Genomic DNA, 18,895 nt, shown 5'->3' with positions numbered 1-18,895 from the left:
ATTCGGAATGAATCCGCCGATGGCGCGTGCGTCCATCAAAAATGCAGCACTCCGTCGACCGCGTGGCGCGTCAACGATCGCGCCCAGCGGCGAGCAGGCAGCCCGTACTTGCCTTCCACGATCTCGGCGCGCGCCAGCAATTCAGCTGGGGTGATCGCCAGGCTCGGGCCGGAAAACGCCAGAACGATCTGGTTGCCGGCCTCGACCTCGGGCAGCAGCACGATGCGGTCGTCGAAGGCCTTGGACAGGTTGTCGATGTTCTTGCCGAAGCTTTCGTGCCGGCCGAACAGGTTCACGGCCAGGATGCCGACGTCGCCCAGGACCCGGCGGCAGTCGCGGTAGAACTTCACGCTGTCGCGTACCGGGCCCTCGGCGGCCGCGTCGTACAGGTCCACCATCAGCACCGGGCAGCGCCCGGCGTTCAGCGGATCGGCCACCCACGCGCCGGCGTCGGCGTGCTCGACCTGCAAGCGGTTCGCGCCCGGCAGGCGGAAGAACATGTGGCAGGCGGCGGTGACGCGCGGATTCCATTCCACGGCCAGCAGCGGGCCGCGCGTGTGCTTGGCGCAGAAGCGCGCCAGCGACCCGGCGCCCAGGCCCAGCATGCCGATGGCCTCTTCCTTCGGCGGCTCCAGGAACAGCAGCCAGGCCATCATCTGCGCGGTGTATTCCAGCACCAGATCGGCGGGGCTCTTGATGTTCATCGCGCCCTGCACCCATTCGGTGTTGAAGTGCAGATAGCGGACGCCGTCGGCTTCGGAAAGCGTCGGCTGGTCGAGTTCGGAGGGGAAGTTGGATTTGTACATGGGCGCGATTGTAGGCCGGCCGCCCCGTCCCCGGCCGCCGATTACGCCGCTGCTTCCCAGATGCGCTCGAGCAGGTCCGGGCCGGACACTTCAGCCTCCAGGCTGGCCGACAGCCGCAGGACGCGCTTCAGGTACAGATGCGCATCGCACTCCCAGGTCACGCCCAGCGCACCATGCGTCTGGATCGCGTTCTGGGTGGCGCGGCGGCTGGCTTCGACGGCCAGCAGCGGCGCGAACAGGCAATCGGTTGCCGCCGACGCCGCGCGGTCATCGAGGGCAGTTGCCGCCGCCCAGCCCGCCAGCCGCGCATCGTCCATCGCCATCCAGTCCTCGGCCAGCCCATGCTTGATCGCCTGATTGGCGCCGATGGGGCGGCCGAACTGCTGGCGCTCGCGGGCGTACCCCGCTGCCACGTCCAGCGCCGCCGAGGCCGCACCCAACATTTCCGCCGACCGCAACAGGCGCAGACGCGTGCGCAGCAGATGCCACGTGCTCGGCTTGACCTGGACATCGGTGCTTTCCAGGACCGCGGGATCCGCCGCGACCCCAACCGGCATGGTCGGATCCAATCCCGCCACGCCCGCCACCGGCGACAGCAGATCCAGCCGCACGGACGCCGGACCGGCCTCGCGCACGGCAAGCGCGCGCACGCCCTCGCCGGCGCCTTCGATGAAGGCCGACCCGTCGGGTCGCAACGCCGCGTCGGCGTACCAGGTGTCACCGGCCATCATGTCGCCAGCCCATTGCGCGACCGCCCCACCCGCCTCGCACAGCGTCGGCAGCATCACCATGTTGGACACGAGCGGCAGGCTCAGCAGATGGCGACCCGCTTCCTCGGCGACGATCCAGGCCTCGCGCATGCCCAAGCCGAGTCCGCCTTGTGCCTCGGGCGCCAGCAAGGCGGGCCAGCCCTGTTCGGCCAGATCGCGCCACAGCGCCTGGCGGGCCGGCGCACCTTGATGACAAGCGCCGCGCGCCACGGCCACCGGATGGCGCTGCGACAGGAAACGGTGCGCGGCGTCGCGCAGCATGCGCTGGTCTTCACTCAGATGCAGATTCATTTACGGTCAGCCCTTGGGCAGGCCGAGCATCTGCTCGGCGATGATGTTGCGCTGGATCTCGGACGTGCCGGCCAGGATGGTTTCGGCCCGCGACCATAGATAGGCGTGCGTCAGCGACGCCGCGCGGGTGTCGGCTGCGTCCACGCCGAGGCAGGCGTCCTCGCCCAGCAATTGCATGGACAGTTCGAGCAGGCGCTGGTGCGCCTCGCTCCAGTGGATCTTGGTGGACGATCCTTCCGGTCCGGGCGGATCGCCCCGCGTCGCGCCGGCCAGCGCGCGCTGCGATTTCAGCGCCAGCACGTGGCTGTCGGCCGCCAGCCGCGCCCAGCGATGCCGCACCGATGCCGATGACGCCGGCACGCGGCCCTGCTTGTCCGCCTGCAGCGCCAGCGCGCGCACCTCGCGCAGCTCCTGCGAAAAACGCACGAGTCGCGGGATGAAATACGTGCCGCGCTCGAAGCTTGCGGCCGCCATCGCGATGCGCCAGCCCTGGTTCAATCCGCCCAGCAGCGCGTCCTGCGGCACGAACACGTCCTCGAAAAAGACCTCGCAGAACTCGGCTTCGCCCGTGAGCTGGCGGATGGGTTCGACCCGCACGCCGGGACTGCGCATGTCCACGAGCAGAAAACTCAGGCCTTTGTGCCTGGATGCGTCCGGATCGGTGCGCGCCAGCACGAAGCACCACTGCGCCCGGTCCGCAAACGAGGTCCAGATCTTGTGGCCGTTCACGCGGAAGCCGCCCGGCGCCGGTTCCGCCCGCGTACGCACGGCGGCCAGGTCGGACCCGGCGCCCGGCTCTGAATATCCCTGGCACCACACCTCGCGGTTCGACAGGATGCCGGGCAGGAAGCGCTGCTTTTGCGCCTCGGACCCGAAATGCAGCAAGGTGGGCGCCAGGATGCCGTGGCCGATCAGGTTCACGCCCAGCGGCGCGCCGCAACGCGCGTGCTCTTCATGGAAGACCGCCTGGCGCGACAGCGGCAGCGCCTTGCCGCCGTATGCCGCCGGCCAGCCCAGCCCGGACCAGCCGTTTGCGCACAGCGTGTCTTCCCAGGCGCGCCGGTAGTCCAGATTGCGCGGGTCGGCCCCGCCGGGCCAGGACCGTGCAAACGCTGCGTAGGCCGTGTCGAGCCAGCCCCGAAGCGTCTGCCGGAACGCCTCGTCGTCCAGCGCCGCGCTGTCGGGCACGGCGGTTTGCTGCATCGTCATGCCTCACTCCAGCCGGATGTTCGAGTCGCGCGCCACCTTGGCCCAGGTCGCCACGTCTTTCTGGATGAACGCGCCGAAGGCTTTGGGATCACTGCCGATGATGTCCAGCCCCAGCCCCTCGAACTGCTTCTTCACGTCGGGCTGCTGCAGGATCTGCGCCAGGTTCTGGTAGAGCTTGTCGATCACGGGCTGCGGCGTGCGCGCGGGCGCGACCAGCCCCAGCCACGGCATGGCCGAATAGCCCGGCAGGCCGGACGCATCCACCGTGGGCAGCTCGGGCAATGACGCCGAAGGCTTGGCCGTCGTGACCGCCAGCGCGCGCAGCTTGCCGTCCTTGACGAAGGGGCCCGACGAGGCCCACGCATCGAACATCACCTGCAGACGCCCCGCAACCAGGTCGTTGAGCGCGGGCGCGCTGCCCTTGTAGGGAATGTGCGCCATCTGCACGCCGGCCATGCTGTTGAAGAGTTCGGCCTCCAGGTGGGTTGAACTGCCCGTGCCGACGGAGCCGTAGCTCACCTTGCCCGGATTGGCCTTCAGGTAGGCGATCAGCTCGCCGACATTCTTGGCCGGCACCGACGGGTGGACACCCAGCACGTGAACCACCGACGCGACTTGCGTGATCGGGGCGAAGTCCTTGACCGGGTCGTAGTTGACCTTGGTGTAGATGCTGGGCGCGATGCCCAGCGACGACGCGGCCATCAGCAGCGTGTAGCCGTCGGGCTCGGCGCGGGACACGTAATCGGACGCGATCATGGTGCCGCCGCCCGGCTTGTTTTCCACGATCACCGGCTGGCCGAGTTTTCCGCTCAACTTTTCGGCCAGCAGACGGCTCATGATGTCGGTCGCGCCGCCGGGCGAGAACGGCACCACGATACGCACGGGGCGCGCGGGGTAGTTGTCCTGGGCTTGCGCGACGCTCGTGGCGCCGATGCAGGCCAGTGCGACGCCGGCCAATATTGTCTTGATCATGCTTGTCTCCTCCTGAGGAATGCGCAGACGCGCTACGGGGTTGCGGGCAGGATCAGCGCGTCCAGCACCGCAACGCCCTGTCCCGCCTCATTGATCAGCAAGGGATTCACTTCTATTTGCGCCACATGCGCGGGCGCGGCAAGCAAGGCGTTGCCCACGGCCACGATGCTCCTGCACGCCGCCGCCAGATCGCCCCGGGGCTTGCCCCGGAAACCGTCCAGCAGCGCAAACGCCTTGAGCTCCTGCAACATCTGCAAGGCGATGTCCTCGTCCACCGGCAGGAGCCGGTGGCTGGTGTCCTGGTAGATCTCGGTCAGCACCCCGCCCAGGCCCACCGTCAGCACGGGGCCGAAGACCGGATCGCGCGTGGCGCCAACGATGATCTCCGCCACACCGCGCTCCATCTTCTGGACCATGACGCCGTCGATACGCGCATTGGGCTGCGCGCGCGTCACCGCCCGCGTCACGCTGGCATGGGCCACGCGCACCGCCTCGTCGTCCGCAAGGTTCAGCGCGACGCCGCCCGCTTCGGTCTTGTGCGCGATGTCGGGGCTCAGGACCTTCAGGGCGACGGGATAGCCTGCAATGCGCGCATCGCGCACGGCCTCGTCCGCACTGCGCGCCACCGCAGTGACAGCCTGGGGCAGACCGAATGCGGCCACGAAGGCGCGAGCGTCCGCTTCGTTGCATGGCAGAGCCGGCGCGCTGGCCATATCCAGTGCGGGCGCCGCCGCCTGCCGCCGGGCAGTGCGCGCGTCACACCACAGCAAATATGGCGCCAGCGCCGCGACGGCCAGACCCAGATCCTCGAACACCGCGACTTCCGCCTCGCGCAGCGCGGCACGGCTTTGCGCGAGGCCCGTATCGATGGCGACGAACAACCGCGGGTGCTCCCGGGACGCTTCGGCCAACGCGTCGGCCATGCGGTCCAGCATGTAGCCGGGCGCATACACGACCACGGCATCAATGGCGTCCGACGTGCCCAGCGCCTGCAGCACGGTGCGCACAAAGGCGGGATCGTTGACCACGTTGCCGGTCACGTCCACCGGATTGCCCACCATGCCGTAATCCGGAATGCCGCCGCGCAGCACCTCCTGCAGATCCGGCGGCAGGTCTGGCAGATCCAGCCCCGCACCGATGAACTTGTCGGCCAGGATGGCCCCCAGCGCCCCCGACATCGTCAGCACCGCCACGCGCTTGCCGGCCGTGCGGTGGCGCAGCGTCGCCAGACTGGCCAGATGCGCCATCTGCGCGAAGTCCGTGGCCTCGATGACGTTCAACTGGCGAAAGGCAGCCGCATACACGCGGCGATCGCCGGCCAGCGCCGACGTGTGCGACTGCACGGCCTGCGCGCCCTTATCGGTGGCGCCTGCCTTCAAGGCAATCAGCAGCTTGCCCTGGCGTTCCAGCTCGCGGCACGCGCGCACGAAGCGGCCGCCATCGCGCAACTGTTCGATGTAGCCGAGCACGATTTCCGTCTGCGGGTCCGCCGCCAGATATTCCAGGTACTGCGAAAAATCCAGGCAGGCCTCGTTGCCGGTGTTGATGAAGTGCGAGAACGGCAGCCCCAGCCGGCGCGCGATCGCGTACACCGCCGCGCACACGTTGCCGCTTTGCGTCAGCAGGCTGACCGAGCCCGGCCCCTCCTGCGCCGGCGCGGTCTTGAAGACCGACGCGAAGGCGGTATGCGCCTGCGTGTTCAGGTTTGCGAAGCCCATGCAATTCGGGCCCGCGACCGCCATGCCGCTTTCCGACACGAAGGCCTCCAGTTCGTCCTGCAAACGCGCGCCCTCGCCGCCCGCCTCGGCAAAGCCCGCGGCATACACGATGGCCGCGGAGATGCCCCTGGCATGGCAGCGCCGCAGCATGGGCGTGACGTCGGCCGCGGCGATGGCCAGCACCGCCAGGTCCACCGGCTCGGGCACGGCTTCGATATCGGGCCAGCACCGCAGGCCGAAGACCTCCTGGTATTTCGGGTTGACGGGATAGATGCCGCCCGAAAAGCCAAAGCGCGTCAGCAGTTCCAGCGGCATGCCGCCAATGCGGCCCGGGTTGGCACTGGCGCCGATCATGGCGATCGAGCGCGGATTCAGCAGCGGTTCAAGGCGTGAGGTCATGCGGCTTCGCCTTTCTTGTTGCGCTGGATGGCCTGCGCCAGGCCGCGCTCGCGCACCGCCTGGAATTCCTCGCTCAGGTGCGACAACTGATGCGTGTCGAAGTGCGCCGACAGCGCCGTGCGAAAGCCCTGCGCGTCCGCCGTGCGGTTCAGCGACCGCTTGATCAGGCGCAGTCCGAACGGCGGCGCCTGCGCGATGCGCTGGGCCAGCGCCAGCGTGGCGGCATCCAGTTCGGCTTCGGGCACCACCCGGTTCACCATGCCGATGCGCAATGCCTCCTGCGCATCGACCTTCTCGCCGGTGTAGAGCATTTCCTTGGCCTTGCGCAGCCCCATGACCCAGGGATGAATCAGCACCTCGGTGGCGGCCGCGGCCAGGGTGTGCCCGACCGGGTCCGAGAAGTACGCCGTGTCCGAACACACCACCAGGTCGCACATGTTGGCGATCATGAATCCGCCCGCCACGCACGCGCCCTGCACCTGCGCCACGGTGGGCTTGGGGAAGTCCCAGATGCGCAGGCAATACCCGTAGTAGTGGCGGGACTCGTAATCCCAGCGTTCCTCGACCGTGAAGTCGGCGCGCTTGGCCTGGGCTTCCTTCAGGTCATGCCCGGCCGAGAAATGCGCGCCGCGGCCGGCCAGGATGACCACCCGCACCGCATCGTCCTGCTCGGCGCGCGAGAGGGCGTCATCCAGTTCGTCCAGCATCTGCTGGCTCTGGGCATTGCGCGCGGATTCGCGGGCCAGACTGATGCGGCATACCGCGTCGTGCCGTTCGACGGCCAGGGTGGCGTATTCCATGGTCTCCTCGTCCTTGTCATGCCGCGCCGTCGGATGCAGCGCGATCTCCATGCATTGAATTAACGCACCGCAAATCCTAAAATACAAAATATTCGAACCATTTTTCCCACAATATGAACAACCTAGGATCCACCGGCGGCACGCAGAGCATGCGACGCGCGCTCGGCCTGTTGCGCGTGCTGGCGCAGCACCAGGAAGACGGCATCGACCTGCAGGGCGTCATGGCCGCCACCGGCCTGGAGCGTTCCACGGCGCACCGCCTGCTCAGTTGCCTGCTGGAAGAACAGTTCGCCGAACGCGACCGCGCCACCCGCCGTTATCGGCTGGGCGTGGATTCGATGCAACTGGGGTTTGCCGCCTTGCGGCGCACGCCTTTGCTGGACGCCCTGCGCCCGTTCGCGCAGAAGCTGGCACGCCTGTCTGGCGACACCGTGTTCCTGGTGATCCGCCAGGGCGACTACGCGCTATGTTTGCTGCGCGAGGCCGGCTCATTTCCGGTCAAGGTATTCACCATCGACCAGGGCGAACGGCGGCTCTTGGGCGTGGGCGCGGGCGGCCTGGCGCTGATGGCGGCCCTGCCGGACGACGAGATCGCCGCGCTGTACGCAAGGCATGCGGCCAGCTACGCGCAGATCCGCGTCTCCAGCACCGCGCTGATGAAGGCGGTCAGGCAGACGCGCAACGCGGGATACTCCGAGATCGTGGACACCATCACGCCCGGCGTGTCCGGCGTGGGCGTGGCGTTTCCGGTGTCGGAGCTGACCTGGGTGGCGTTCAGTTTTGGCGCGATCAGCAGCCGGCTCGACGCGCCGCGGCGGGCGCAGATGGGCGCAATGCTGCATGCCGAATGCCAGGCGTGGGCAAAGGATTATCTGGGCCAGGAGGCCCCATGAAAAAACCCGCGAGGATCCGGCGCTGCCGGAACCTCGCGGGCTTGCCGAGCCGAACGAATCAGATCCGTTCGAAGATCGCGGCGATGCCCTGCCCGCCGCCGATGCACATGGTCACGAGCGCATAGCGTCCGCCCACGCGCTGCAGTTCATGCAGGGCCTTGGTGGTGATGATGGCGCCGGTCGCGCCGATCGGGTGGCCCAGGCCGATCCCGCTGCCGTTGGGGTTCACCTTGGCGGCGTCCAGCTTCAGTTCGCGCGACACCGCGCACGCCTGCGCGGCGAACGCCTCGTTGGCCTCGATGACGTCCAGCTGATCGACCGTCAGGCCAGCCCGCTTGAGCGCCGCCTGCGTCGCCGGCACCGGGCCGATGCCCATGATGTCGGGGTCCACGCCCGCATGCGCGTAGGCCACCAGACGCGCCAGCGGCTTGACGCCGCGCTTGGCCGCGACAGACGCGTTCATCAGCACCAGCGCGCCCGCGCCGTCGTTCAACCCGGACGCATTGCCCGCCGTGACGGTGCCGTTTTCCTTCTGGAACACCGGCTTGAGCGTCGCCAGGCTGTCGGCCGTGACGTCGCGGCGCACGTGCTCATCGGTGTCGAACACAATCTCGCCTTTGCGCGACTTGATCTTCACGGGCACGATCTGGTCGCGGAAGTAACCCGCATCGATCGCGGCGGCGGCGCGGCGGTGCGATTCCGCCGCCGTGGCGTCCTGGTCCTGCCGGTTGATGCCGAACTTGGCGGCCACGTTTTCCGCCGTGACGCCCATGTGCATCTTGCCAAAGGGGTCGGACAGCGCGCCGGTCATCATGTCCAGCATGACGCTGTCGCCCATGCGCGCGCCCCAGCGCTGGGCCGGCGCGATGTACGGCGCGCGGCTCATGCTTTCGGCGCCAGCGCCCACGGCAATGTCGGCATCGCCCAGCATGATGGTCTGCGCAGCGGACACGATGGCCTGCAGGCCCGAACCGCACAGGCGGTTGACGTTGAACGCGGGCGTTTCCTTGGAGATGCCGGCATTCATGGCGGCCACGCGCGACAGGTACATGTCGCGCGGCTCGGTGTTGATCACGTGTCCAACGGCGACATGGCCGACTTCGTCGCCCGAGACGCCTGCGCGTTCCAGCGCGGCCCGGATGACGGTGGCGCCCAGATCGCAGGGGGGCACATCCTTGAGCGCGCCGCCGAAATCTCCAATGGCGGTGCGGACGGCCGAAGCGACGATGACTTCATTCATGGTGTTTCCTCCTTGTGGTGCGTTGTGGTTCGTGCGTTGTGGGTCGCGCGATGCGGTCCATGAAGTGCGTTCCATCATACTGCCCGCCACTCGATACAAAACCCATATCGCAAACCCGCAAAATAATATTGGACAGCTATCAGTGCATTCCCGGATAGTGGCTGTCGGCGCCTGTCGCGGCGCCCTCGCCTGACCCGGAGCGACTGATGATCGACACGCTGGAACTCACTGCCATTCCTCCCGAGGATGAAGCTTTGCGCACCGAGGTGCGCGTCTTCCTGGCCGATGCGCTGGACGGCCTGGAGCCGGATGAGCGCGCCCGTTCATGGATGGGTTTTGACGCGGGCTTCAGCCGCCAGCTTGCCGAACGCGGCTGGCTGGGCCTGACGCTGCCGCGCGAATACGGCGGCGCGGCACGCGGCCACTTTGCGCGATTCGTGTTGTCCGAAGAATTGCTGGGCGCGGGCGCGCCGGTGTCGGCGCACTGGATTGCCGACCGCCAGAGCGCGCCGCTCATCCTGAAATACGGCACGCCAGCGCAAAAGGACTTTTATCTGCCGCGCATCTGCGCCGCGCAGGCCTTCTTCTGCATCGGCATGAGCGAGCCGGGCTCCGGTTCGGACCTGGCCAGCATCCGCACCCGGGCCGAACCCTTCGCTGGCGGCTGGCGGTTGAACGGCAGCAAGATCTGGACGACGAACGCGCACCGATCGCACTACATGATTGCGCTGGTTCGCACGTCCGGCACCGCGGACGACCGGCATCAGGGGCTGTCGCAGGTGATCGTGGACCTGTCGTTGCCCGGCGTGTCGGTGCGCCCGATCGAAGACCTGGCGGGCGATGCGCACTTTTCGGAAGTCTTCTTCGACAACGTCGAATTGCCCGACGAGGCGCTGATCGGCGAGGAAGGCGGCGGCTGGGCGCAAGTGAATGCGGAACTGGCCTTCGAGCGCAGCGGCCCCGAGCGCCTGTACTCCAGCATCGCTCTGCTGGAGTGCTGGCTGGCGCATTGCCGCGATGGCGGTGGCGATGCCGATGCCGCCAGCCGGACAGCGCTGGGCAGCATCCTGTCGCAGATGGCGGTGCTGCGCGCGATGTCGCTGGCCGTGGCCGGCCAGCTGGCGGCGGGCCTGAGCCCCGCCACGGAGGCGTCGCTGGTCAAGGATCTGGGCACCGAGCTTGAACAGACGATTCCGCGCCTGATCGGCGATACGCTGGGCAGGCACTCCGACCGCCCCGTGCCGCTTCCGCTGCTGCGCACGCTGGCCTATCTGGAACAGGTCGCGCCGACGTTTTCGCTGCGCGGCGGCACCCGCGAAATCCTGCGCGGCATCATTGCCCGCGGCCTTGGCCTTCGATAAGGACGACCGTCATGGACAACATTTTTGGCGACGCCGCCGAACGCCTTTTTGCCCAGACCTGCACCCCGGATGTCATCCGGCGCGTGGAGCGGGGCCAGCCGTCCGGTGACGCGTGGCAGGCCTGCGAGGATGCGGGATTCGCGGATGCGCTGGTGCGGGAAGATCATGGCGGCGCGGGCCTGGGCCTGGCCGATGTGCTGCCCGTCGTGCTGGCGGCGGGGCGCCATCTGTGCCCCTACCCCATTGCTCATACGCTGCTGGCGCGCGCGTGGCTGAGCCGCGTGCAGCGGCCGCAGGCGGCGGGGGCCATCGCGCTGGCGCCACACGGCCTTGCGATCGACGGCGGGCGCATCGCGGGCGTGAGCGTAGCGTGGGCGCGCAGCGCTGACTACGTGCTGGCTGGCATCGATGGCCAGACCTGGCTGCTGCACATGCAAGCGGTGCGCGTCGAATCCAACGGGGTGCACGGCAGCCTGGACGGCGGCGTTTCCTGCGCGCTGTCCGACGCCGAACGCCTCGACAGTCCGGCGCCGCTGGATACGATGGCGGCCGCCGCCTACGCGGGGTTGATCGCGGGCGCCATGGACCGCGTGCTGGCGATGACGCTGGACTATGCGAACCAGCGCGCGCAGTTCGGCAAGCCCATCGGGCGCTTTCAGGCCGTGCAGCAGCAGATCAGCGAGATGGCCGAACAGGTGTGGGCCGCCCGCATGGCCGCGCAACTGGCTTTTCAGGGCAATGACGGCCTGCCCCGTCCGCTGCTCGCCGCGCTGGGCAAGGCCCGCGCCAGCCAGGCCGTGCCGCGCGTGGCCGACATCGCGCACGCGGTGCACGGCGCCATTGGCGTCACCGAGGAGTACGACCTGCAGTTGTATACGCGCAGGCTGCGCGAATGGCGGCTCGCGGCGGGATCGGAATCGTATTGGCATGACCGCATCGGGGCTGACGCCCTCAGCAGCCGCAGCGACGCGCTGACCTATCTGCGTACGGCGTTGTACGGCAAGGAAACGGCATGAAGGCCGATCCGCGCCAGCGTTTCGCGTCAAAAACACGATGTAACGCGCCCTGCTTGCGGCAATGCCGCAGGCAGGCTTAGGATGGTGCTTCGATCCTCACCACCGATTCGGGAGCACATCGTGAAGACAGTTGCTGAGCTTCTCAGGGAAAAGGCCAATCACGCCGTCGTAACGGTTTCGCCGGATTCGTCGGTCTTCGACGCGATCAAGACGATGGCCGACCGCAGCATCGGGGCGGTGGTGGTGGTGGAAGGCGACGTGGTGCTGGGCATGCTGACCGAACGCGACTACGCGCGCAAGATCGTGCTGCAGGACCGGTCGTCGCGCACGACCAAGGTGCGCGACATCATGACGGACTCGGTGTATTACGTCAGCCCCACCGACACGCGGGAACACTGTATGGCCATGATGACCGAACGGCATTTCCGCCATCTGCCGGTCATCGACAACGACAAGCTGATCGGATTGCTGTCCATCGGCGACCTGGTCAAGGACGTGATGAGCGAGCAGAAATTCATCATTCATGAACTCGAGCGCTACATCACGGGGGAGCGTGGTTGACGGGTGAGTAAGGCCGGCGGTATCTCGCCGGCTGCGCCCGATGGGCCGCGCTTAGCCGACAGCGCGTAGCCGGCCGCGCCTAGCCGGCCGCACCTAACCGGCCGTACCTAGCCGGCCGCGCCTAACCGGCCGTATCTAGCCGGCCGCCAATATCCTCGTCGCCGGGACGATGAGCCCCAGGCCGGCGGCCAGCAGCAGCACGAACACCATCCGCTTGACCTTCTTCATCGAATTCTCGGTGCTGTAGCGGCGCGCAAACCACGTCACGCCGATCACGACCGGCAGCGCTTGCACGCTCAACCAGAACGACGACACCATGAACGCGCCCTGCCCGGTCACGAGCGCCAGGCGCACTGTGGCATTGAGCGAGAAGAGGATCAGCAGGCTGTTGCGGATGGTGGCCAACGGCAGCGGCTGGCGGTACAGGTGATAGACCATGGGCGGACCGGCGCTGGAAAACAGGCCGCCCAGCACGCCCGAAACGCCACCGAAAAATACGCTGGAAGTGCGGGACGACAACTGCGCCAGCGGCTGGGTCCGCGTCACGAGCAAAATGGCGCACGCCAGGATGGTGACGCCCAGCAGCAATTGCAGCAACACCGCCATGGACCCGCTGATCCACGTCAGCGCGGCCACGCCCACCCCGACGCCGGCCAGACTGCTTACCGCGGCGGGAGTCAGCAGCGACCAGTTCACCTGCGGCTTGGCGCGCAGCAAGGTGACGCCCGCATTGACCAGGGACAGCACGCTGACCACGTTGGCCACCTCGGATACCGAGGCAAGCTGGAACACGCCCGACAGGCCCAGCAGCACCAGGCCGAACGCAAAGCCCGTCATCGTCTGGGCATAGGTGGCAAGCGCCACGCAGGCCAGAAAAAGCAGATGTTGATAGATGCTCATACAGGAGAGCCAGACCTCGGCTCTGCCCGGCTGCGCGCCAATTGGGGCGGCAGGAGAGCGGATCGACGGGAAACGGCAGCGTAATAGTTGATGTGACAACGATTTTTCGCCGGGGATGATAGCACCGGGTGCGGCACGCATTCCGGCCCCGATATCGCCGATTCCACACATATGGTCACAAACTGATGCGCTCATGCACCCCGGGTGCGGCCGACGGCCGCTATCCTTGCCGCCCGGTAAGCCCTTCACGCCGATCCCGCCGCGCCGTCCCGGATCGCGGCGCGCGGCCGGACCGCCTGCGTAGCGCAAAAGACGCCCAGCGAGAATGACGCCCAAACAGACCACTATCAACACGGTGACGCTGACCTGCTCCACGTGCGGCAGCGCCAGTTTCACCAAGCTGGACACCAACGAATACCAGTGCAGCCACTGCCATGCGGTGACGCTGGTCGAAGACAACGTCGCGCAGCGGCTGGAAAAGATCCTGCGCAACATCCAGCAGCCTAAGCCTGCGCCCATCAAGCCCGCCGCCATCGCGGCGATCTCGGCGGCGATCCTTGCCGCCGTCGTCATTCCGCTGGTCGTCTCATCGCTGGGTTCGCGCCCGTCGCCCCTGCCCGCCCGCATTGTCGAACCGCCCATCGACGCCTCGCTGGTCAAGCTGACGGACGTGCAGGAGATCAAGACGCGCGGGCGCAACGAGCTGGTCATGATCGTGCGCAACGAGACCGGCCGGAAGATCGACGTGCCGCGCGTGACGGCATCGTTCTTCCAGGGGGACCTGTCGCTGTCCACCGTGTCGGGCTCGGCGCCCGCGCGCTCGCTGGAACCGGGGGAGTACACGCCGCTGAAGATATCGTTGCCGTCCAAGGCGTACAGCCGCTACGACTTGCAGGTCGGCACGCCGTCGCCCGCGCGCGGCAAGAACAACGACGTGGCTGCCAGCCGCGTTCAGCTTGTGCGCAATGACGGCAATTACCGTCTGGTCGGTCTGATCCGCAACCAGGGCACCAACCCTGCCAGCAGCACGCAGATCACCGTCATGCTGTACGGCGCGGACGGCGGCCTGATCGGCACGGGCAACGGCTACGCGACCGCCAGCCCGCTGGCCCCCGACGCGCTGACGTCCTTCGACGTGCGCTGCGAAATGCTGCGCGATGGCGAGGTCGCCTCCTACGATTACATGGTGCAAAGTGAAAGCTGATCCCTCCTCCTCCCGGCGCCTGTCGCGGCCGGCCCTGGCAGGGCTGGCGCTGATCCTGTTTGGCGCGGGCGGGTATGCCGCGTGGAAATACGCCGCGCTGGGATCCGCCAGCCCGCCCCCGCCCCCGGCGCAGGCCGCGGCCAAACCCGCCGCGCCGGTGGCCAAGCCGCCCGTCAGCCGCATCGTGCGCGTCAGCCCGGCCAACACGCGGGTCATCGACCATGTCCGTCTGACCACCGAAGAACTGCTGGACCCGGATTTCGCCCTGTTTGAAGCCGGGGCGTTGAAGCTGTCCGCACCTCGCCGGCTGCTGGACGAAATCGAACGCCCGGTGCTGTATGCCGAACTGGTCAACACCAGCGACCAGTTCGTAGCGCTGTCGCCCCGGGCGGAAATCGCGGTGTTCGACGGGTCGCGTCCGCTCGAGCTGCGCCAGGCCTGGAGCCTGCCGACGCATCTGTACCCTGGCGAGCGCGTGCCCGTGGCGCTGACCGGGCGCGTCGAACGCTTTACGGAGGTGAAAACCAACTGGCTGCCCGCCAAACGCGCTGCCCTGCCCGGTCCGCGTCCGCAGTTGGCCGTGACGGTGGAAAACACCGAAGCCGCCATCGGCACCGGCACGCTGAACTTTACCTACCGCTTCCGTTACAAGTACGTGACGGTGCACGGCAGGGTGCGCAACGACAGCAGCAGCGAGGTCGAGAAGGTGCGCGTGTGGGTCAGCCTGTACGACGCGCAGGATCAGCTCACGGGCGCCACGTTCCAGGAATTGCGGGTGCCGCGTCTGCCGCCGGGCGACAGTGCGCCGTTCCAGGTGGACGTCAAGCAATACGGCGGCAACTTCGCCCGCGTCGGCGTGGTGTACGACGCCACGGCGCCCTGACCGGCTGGCGGTGGGCTTTTATACCGAAGCGGCCCTCGGGGCCGCTTTTTCTTTGCGGGGCGCCTGGGCCATTGTCGTCCAGGCGCCCCCACCTCCCCACCCCGCTGCCGCGTGCCCGACTCCTGCCGCATGACTCCAGCCGCCCGAGGCCCGCAGCCGACGACTAACGCGGGACGCCCGTCGCCCGGCCAAGGCGTCGCCACCGAACAACAGCTATCGGCTCAAGTCTTATATAAGATATAAGACATTTGCTACCGGCCCCCACTTGCTTCTACAATTCCGGCCGACAACCCTTCTTCCAACCCGACTTTGAGCAGGCCTCACATGCTGGATACTTACCGCCAACACGTCGCCGAACGCGCGGCTCTGGGGATTCCCCCGCTGCCCCTTACGGCCAAACAAACCGCTGAACTGATCGAACTGCTGAAGAACCCGCCCGCTGGCGAGGAGCAGAACCTGGTCGAGCTGCTGACGCATCGCGTGCCGGCCGGCGTGGACGATGCCGCCAAGGTCAAGGCCTCCTACCTGGCCGCCGTGGCGCTGGGCAAGGAAGCTTGTGCGCTGATCAGCCGTGCCAAGGCGACTGAACTGCTGGGCACGATGCTCGGCGGCTACAACATTGGCCCGCTGGTCGACCTGCTGGATGATGCGGAAATCGGCACCATCGCCGCCGATGCGCTCAAGAAGACCCTGTTGATGTTCGACGCCTTCCACGACGTGAAGGAAAAGGCCGACAAGGGCAACGCCAACGCCAAGTCCGTGCTGCAAAGCTGGGCCGATGCCGAATGGTTCACCAGCCGTCCGGAACTGCCGGAAAGCCTGACCATCACGGTCTTCAAGGTTCCTGGCGAAACCAACACCGACGACCTGTCGCCCGCCCCCGACGCCACCACGCGTCCCGACATCCCGATGCACGCCCTGGCGATGCTCAAGAACAAGCGCGACGGCGCTGCGTTCGAACCGGAAGAAGACGGCAAGCGCGGCCCGGTCAAGTTCATCGAGTCCCTGAAGGAAAAGGGCCACCTGGTCGCCTACGTGGGCGACGTGGTCGGCACGGGTTCGTCGCGCAAGTCGGCCACCAACTCGGTGCTGTGGTTCACGGGCGAAGACATCCCCTTCGTGCCGAACAAGCGCTTTGGCGGCGTGTGCCTGGGCAACAAGATCGCCCCGATCTTCTACAACACGATGGAAGACGCTGGCGCCCTGCCGATCGAACTCGACGTTTCCAAGATGGAAATGGGCGACGTGGTCGAACTGCGCCCCTACGACGGCAAGGCCATCAAGAACGGTGAAGTCATCGCCGAATTCGAGGTCAAGTCCGACGTGCTGTTCGACGAAGTGCGCGCCGGCGGCCGCATTCCGCTGATCATCGGCCGCGGCCTGACCGCCAAGGCCCGCGAAGCGCTGGGTCTGGCGCCCTCGACGCTGTTCCGCCTGCCCAAGGATCCGGTCGATTCCGGCCGCGGCTACACGCTGGCCCAAAAGATGGTCGGCCGCGCCTGCGGTCTGCCGGAAGGCAAGGGTATCCGCCCGGGCACCTACTGCGAACCGAAGATGACCTCGGTCGGCAGCCAGGACACCACCGGCCCGATGACCCGTGACGAATTGAAGGACCTGGCCTGCCTGGGCTTCTCGTCCGACCTGGTGATGCAGTCGTTCTGCCACACCGCCGCCTACCCCAAGCCCGTCGACGTCAAGACGCACCACACGCTGCCGGAATTCATCAGCACGCGTGGCGGCGTGTCGCTGCGTCCCGGCGACGGCGTCATCCACTCGTGGCTGAACCGCATGCTGCTGCCCGACACCGTCGGCACCGGCGGCGACTCGCACACCCGCTTCCCCATCGGCATCTCGTTCCCTGCCGGCTCGGGCCTGGTGGCCTTTGCCGCCGCCACGGGCGTCATGCCGCTGGACATGCCGGAATCGGTGCTGGTCCGCTTCAAGGGCAAGCTGCAGCCCGGCGTCACGCTGCGCGACCTGGTCAACGCCATTCCGCTGTACGCCATCAAGCAAGGCCTGCTGACGGTTGCCAAGCAAGGCAAGAAGAACATCTTCTCCGGCCGCATCCTGGAAATCGAAGGTCTGCCCGACCTGAAGGTCGAACAAGCCTTTGAACTGTCGGACGCCTCGGCCGAACGCTCGGCCGCCGGTTGCTCGGTGTTCCTGAACAAGGAACCGATCATCGAGTACATCAACAGCAACATCGTGATGCTCAAGTGGATGATCGCCAACGGCTACGAAGACGAGCGCACGCTGGGCCGCCGCATCAAGGCGATGGAAGCCTGGCTGGCCGATCCCAAGCTGCTGGAGCCGGACGCCGACGCCGAATACGCCGCGGTCATCGAGATCGACCTGGCCGACGTGCATGAGCCCATCGTTGCCTGCCCGAACGACCCCGACGACGTCAAGACGCTGTCGGAAGTCGCCGGCGCCAAGATCGACGAAGTGTTCATCGGCAGCTGCATGACCAACATCGGCCACTTCCGCGCTGCGTCCAAGCTGCTCGAAGGCAAGCGCGACATCCCGGTCAAGCTGTGGGTCGCTCCCCCGACCAAGATGGACGCCACGCAACTGACCGAGGAAGGCCACTACGGCGTGTTCGGCACCGCCGGCGCCCGCACCGAAATGCCGGGCTGCTCGCTGTGCATGGGCAACCAGGCGCAGGTCCGCGAAGGCGCGACGGTCATGTCGACCAGCACCCGCAACTTCCCGAACCGCCTGGGCAAGAACACCAACGTGTACCTGGGTTCGGCCGAACTGGCCGCCATCTGCTCGAAGCTTGGCCGCATCCCGACCAAGGACGAGTACATGGCCGACATGGGCGTCATCAACAAGAGCGGCGACCAGATCTACCAGTATCTGAACTTCGACAAGATCGCCGACTACAAGGACGTGGCGGACGTGATCGAGGTCTGATCCCGACTCCCCTGCCAGGCCTGACAGCCTGAACAACGGCCCCGCGCAATCGCCCGGGGCCGTTTTTTTTGCCTTTATCCGGGCAATTCGGATCGGCGCGCAGCCTGTATAACGAAACGTTTCAATACAATCCAGGCATGCCGGTGAGACGTCGGCCGCCAACGCCGGAGAAGCCCCGGCGCATTTTTCCTGGAGGAAGCCTGCCAATGATCCGGCTATTGCCGCCGACGCTGTTGCTGACGCTAGCCGGCTGCGCCACCGCGCCGCCCTCGAATCCCGACAACATCTGCGCCATCTTCCGAGAGAAACCGGAATGGCACGACGCGGCGCTGGACGTGCAGAAGAAATGGGGCGCCCCGGTGCCGGTGCCCATCGCGATGATGTACCAGGAGTCGTCCTTCAAGCACGACGCTTTGCCGCCGCGCTATTACTTTCTGGGCTTCATCCCTTGGGGCCGCGTCAGTTCCGCCTATGGGTATGCGCAGGCCAAGGACGAAACCTGGGCCGACTACAAGCGCGAAGCGGGCGGCTGGACGTCCAGCCGGGACAATTTTGCCGACGCGCTCGACTTCATGGGCTGGTACATGAGCAAGACGCAGCGCATCAACGGGATCTCTAAGTGGGATGCGTATGGGCAGTACCTGAACTATCACGAAGGCTGGACCGGATACCGCAACCGTAGTTATGACCGTAAGGCGTGGTTGAAGACCGTGTCGCAGAAAGTGCAGGCGCGCGCCGAGAAATTTACCGCGCAGTACAAGAGCTGCGAGTCGAGCCTGTCGCGGGGCGGATGGTTCTGGTAAGGCGTCGCCTGTCGGGTGTCTGACACCCGCAGAGACGGCGGTACAGGCTGAGGATCGTCTCCCGAGGGTGTCAGACACCGTTGTGCCGAGGGTGTCAGACACCGTTGTGCCGAGGGTGTCAGACACCGTTGTGCACCTATGCGGCGACAGGCC

At 67.0% G+C, this 18,895-nt stretch carries 16 protein-coding genes; 8 read left to right on the top strand and 8 right to left on the bottom strand.

Annotation, left to right across the window (positions count from 1 at the left end; genetic code table 11):
• Positions 1–35: 35 nt before the first annotated feature.
• Genes AC6CIE_RS01820 through AC6CIE_RS01795 form a run of 6 tightly spaced genes read right to left on the bottom strand, consistent with a single transcriptional unit; the run spans position 36 to position 6,965 of the window.
• Positions 36–806 (bottom strand): class I SAM-dependent methyltransferase, encoded by a 771-nt coding sequence (locus tag AC6CIE_RS01820; RefSeq protein WP_175123650.1) that lies wholly within the window; start codon positions 804–806, stop codon positions 36–38.
• Positions 807–847: 41 nt separating this feature from the next.
• Positions 848–1,867: an acyl-CoA dehydrogenase family protein gene (locus AC6CIE_RS01815; RefSeq protein ID WP_498090912.1), complete on the bottom strand. Its 1,020-nt coding sequence runs from the start codon at positions 1,865–1,867 to the stop codon at positions 848–850.
• A gap of 6 nt (positions 1,868–1,873) precedes the next feature.
• Positions 1,874–3,076: an acyl-CoA dehydrogenase family protein gene (locus tag AC6CIE_RS01810; RefSeq protein WP_498090910.1), complete on the bottom strand. Its 1,203-nt coding sequence runs from the start codon at positions 3,074–3,076 to the stop codon at positions 1,874–1,876.
• A gap of 3 nt (positions 3,077–3,079) precedes the next feature.
• The gene (locus tag AC6CIE_RS01805) at positions 3,080–4,048 is read right to left on the bottom strand and encodes a Bug family tripartite tricarboxylate transporter substrate binding protein (RefSeq protein WP_175123652.1); all 969 of its coding nucleotides are present in this window, start codon (positions 4,046–4,048) and stop codon (positions 3,080–3,082) included.
• Positions 4,049–4,080: 32 nt separating this feature from the next.
• A complete protein-coding gene (locus tag AC6CIE_RS01800; RefSeq protein WP_498090908.1) occupies positions 4,081–6,165 on the bottom strand; it encodes an acetate--CoA ligase family protein in 2,085 nt (694 codons plus the stop codon).
• Positions 6,162–6,965, bottom strand: coding sequence for an enoyl-CoA hydratase (locus AC6CIE_RS01795; RefSeq protein ID WP_498090907.1), 804 nt, complete (start codon positions 6,963–6,965; stop codon positions 6,162–6,164). The genes AC6CIE_RS01800 and AC6CIE_RS01795 overlap by 4 nt, the downstream gene beginning before the upstream one ends.
• A 149-nt stretch (positions 6,966–7,114) precedes the next feature.
• Between AC6CIE_RS01795 and AC6CIE_RS01790 the strand changes: the two genes are divergently transcribed.
• On the top strand, positions 7,115–7,858 hold the full coding sequence (locus AC6CIE_RS01790; RefSeq protein ID WP_343738885.1) for an IclR family transcriptional regulator: 744 nt from the start codon (positions 7,115–7,117) through the stop codon (positions 7,856–7,858).
• A 58-nt stretch (positions 7,859–7,916) separates the two neighbouring features.
• On the opposite strand, the gene bktB is transcribed toward AC6CIE_RS01790, so the two are convergent.
• Positions 7,917–9,098 carry a beta-ketothiolase BktB gene (gene bktB, locus AC6CIE_RS01785; protein WP_175138076.1) on the bottom strand — a complete coding sequence of 394 codons (1,182 nt, stop codon included), beginning with the start codon at positions 9,096–9,098 and terminating at the stop codon, positions 7,917–7,919.
• Between the two features lie 206 nt (positions 9,099–9,304).
• On the opposite strand from bktB, the gene AC6CIE_RS01780 reads away from it, so the two are divergent.
• The 3 genes from AC6CIE_RS01780 to AC6CIE_RS01770 all read left to right on the top strand — a co-directional run bounded on the left by AC6CIE_RS01780 (position 9,305) and on the right by AC6CIE_RS01770 (position 12,036).
• Entirely contained in the window at positions 9,305–10,459 is a 1,155-nt protein-coding gene (locus AC6CIE_RS01780; protein WP_498090905.1) for an acyl-CoA dehydrogenase family protein, read from the top strand.
• An 11-nt stretch (positions 10,460–10,470) separates the two neighbouring features.
• Positions 10,471–11,475: an acyl-CoA dehydrogenase family protein gene (locus AC6CIE_RS01775; RefSeq protein ID WP_498090903.1), complete on the top strand. Its 1,005-nt coding sequence runs from the start codon at positions 10,471–10,473 to the stop codon at positions 11,473–11,475.
• A 120-nt stretch (positions 11,476–11,595) separates the two neighbouring features.
• Positions 11,596–12,036, top strand: a complete 441-nt coding sequence (locus AC6CIE_RS01770) for a CBS domain-containing protein (protein ID WP_105239654.1) — start codon at positions 11,596–11,598, stop codon at positions 12,034–12,036.
• Between the two features lie 135 nt (positions 12,037–12,171).
• On the opposite strand, the gene AC6CIE_RS01765 is transcribed toward AC6CIE_RS01770, so the two are convergent.
• Positions 12,172–12,936, bottom strand: coding sequence for a TSUP family transporter (locus tag AC6CIE_RS01765; RefSeq protein WP_175183967.1), 765 nt, complete (start codon positions 12,934–12,936; stop codon positions 12,172–12,174).
• A 325-nt stretch (positions 12,937–13,261) separates the two neighbouring features.
• Here AC6CIE_RS01765 and AC6CIE_RS01760 point away from each other — a divergent pair, with 325 nt between their 5' ends.
• From AC6CIE_RS01760 to AC6CIE_RS01745, 4 genes are all read left to right on the top strand, one after another.
• Positions 13,262–14,140 (top strand): FxLYD domain-containing protein, encoded by an 879-nt coding sequence (locus AC6CIE_RS01760; protein WP_367352678.1) that lies wholly within the window; start codon positions 13,262–13,264, stop codon positions 14,138–14,140.
• A complete protein-coding gene (locus AC6CIE_RS01755) occupies positions 14,130–15,023 on the top strand; it encodes an FxLYD domain-containing protein (RefSeq protein WP_498090901.1) in 894 nt (297 codons plus the stop codon). The genes AC6CIE_RS01760 and AC6CIE_RS01755 overlap by 11 nt, the downstream gene beginning before the upstream one ends.
• 324 nt (positions 15,024–15,347) lie before the next feature.
• The gene (acnB, locus tag AC6CIE_RS01750) at positions 15,348–17,939 is read left to right on the top strand and encodes a bifunctional aconitate hydratase 2/2-methylisocitrate dehydratase (protein WP_218344622.1); all 2,592 of its coding nucleotides are present in this window, start codon (positions 15,348–15,350) and stop codon (positions 17,937–17,939) included.
• Between the two features lie 206 nt (positions 17,940–18,145).
• Positions 18,146–18,742 (top strand): transglycosylase SLT domain-containing protein, encoded by a 597-nt coding sequence (locus tag AC6CIE_RS01745; RefSeq protein ID WP_056563184.1) that lies wholly within the window; start codon positions 18,146–18,148, stop codon positions 18,740–18,742.
• Positions 18,743–18,895 lie beyond the last annotated feature (153 nt).

It is taken from the genome of Achromobacter sp. GQ309 (genome assembly GCF_059759315.1).
The sequence above is the reverse complement of the archived record's forward strand: the minus strand, read 5'-3'. Positions and strand labels throughout refer to the sequence as shown.

Bases quoted from the DNA above. Each gene is read 5' to 3' on its own strand.
- AC6CIE_RS01805 (WP_175123652.1), bottom strand. From the start codon at position 4,048: ATGATCAAGACAATATTGGCCGGCGTCGCACTGGCCTGCATCGGCGCC.
- AC6CIE_RS01800 (WP_498090908.1), bottom strand. From the start codon at position 6,165: ATGACCTCACGCCTTGAACCGCTGCTGAATCCGCGCTCGATCGCCATG.
- AC6CIE_RS01820 (WP_175123650.1), bottom strand. From the start codon at position 806: ATGTACAAATCCAACTTCCCCTCCGAACTCGACCAGCCGACGCTTTCC.
- AC6CIE_RS01765 (WP_175183967.1), bottom strand. From the start codon at position 12,936: ATGAGCATCTATCAACATCTGCTTTTTCTGGCCTGCGTGGCGCTTGCC.
- AC6CIE_RS01775 (WP_498090903.1), top strand. From the start codon at position 10,471: ATGGACAACATTTTTGGCGACGCCGCCGAACGCCTTTTTGCCCAGACC.
- AC6CIE_RS01795 (WP_498090907.1), bottom strand. From the start codon at position 6,965: ATGGAATACGCCACCCTGGCCGTCGAACGGCACGACGCGGTATGCCGC.
- AC6CIE_RS01815 (WP_498090912.1), bottom strand. From the start codon at position 1,867: ATGAATCTGCATCTGAGTGAAGACCAGCGCATGCTGCGCGACGCCGCG.
- AC6CIE_RS01790 (WP_343738885.1), top strand. From the start codon at position 7,115: ATGCGACGCGCGCTCGGCCTGTTGCGCGTGCTGGCGCAGCACCAGGAA.
- AC6CIE_RS01745 (WP_056563184.1), top strand. From the start codon at position 18,146: ATGATCCGGCTATTGCCGCCGACGCTGTTGCTGACGCTAGCCGGCTGC.
- AC6CIE_RS01780 (WP_498090905.1), top strand. From the start codon at position 9,305: ATGATCGACACGCTGGAACTCACTGCCATTCCTCCCGAGGATGAAGCT.
- bktB (WP_175138076.1), bottom strand. From the start codon at position 9,098: ATGAATGAAGTCATCGTCGCTTCGGCCGTCCGCACCGCCATTGGAGAT.
- AC6CIE_RS01760 (WP_367352678.1), top strand. From the start codon at position 13,262: ATGACGCCCAAACAGACCACTATCAACACGGTGACGCTGACCTGCTCC.
- acnB (WP_218344622.1), top strand. From the start codon at position 15,348: ATGCTGGATACTTACCGCCAACACGTCGCCGAACGCGCGGCTCTGGGG.
- AC6CIE_RS01810 (WP_498090910.1), bottom strand. From the start codon at position 3,076: ATGACGATGCAGCAAACCGCCGTGCCCGACAGCGCGGCGCTGGACGAC.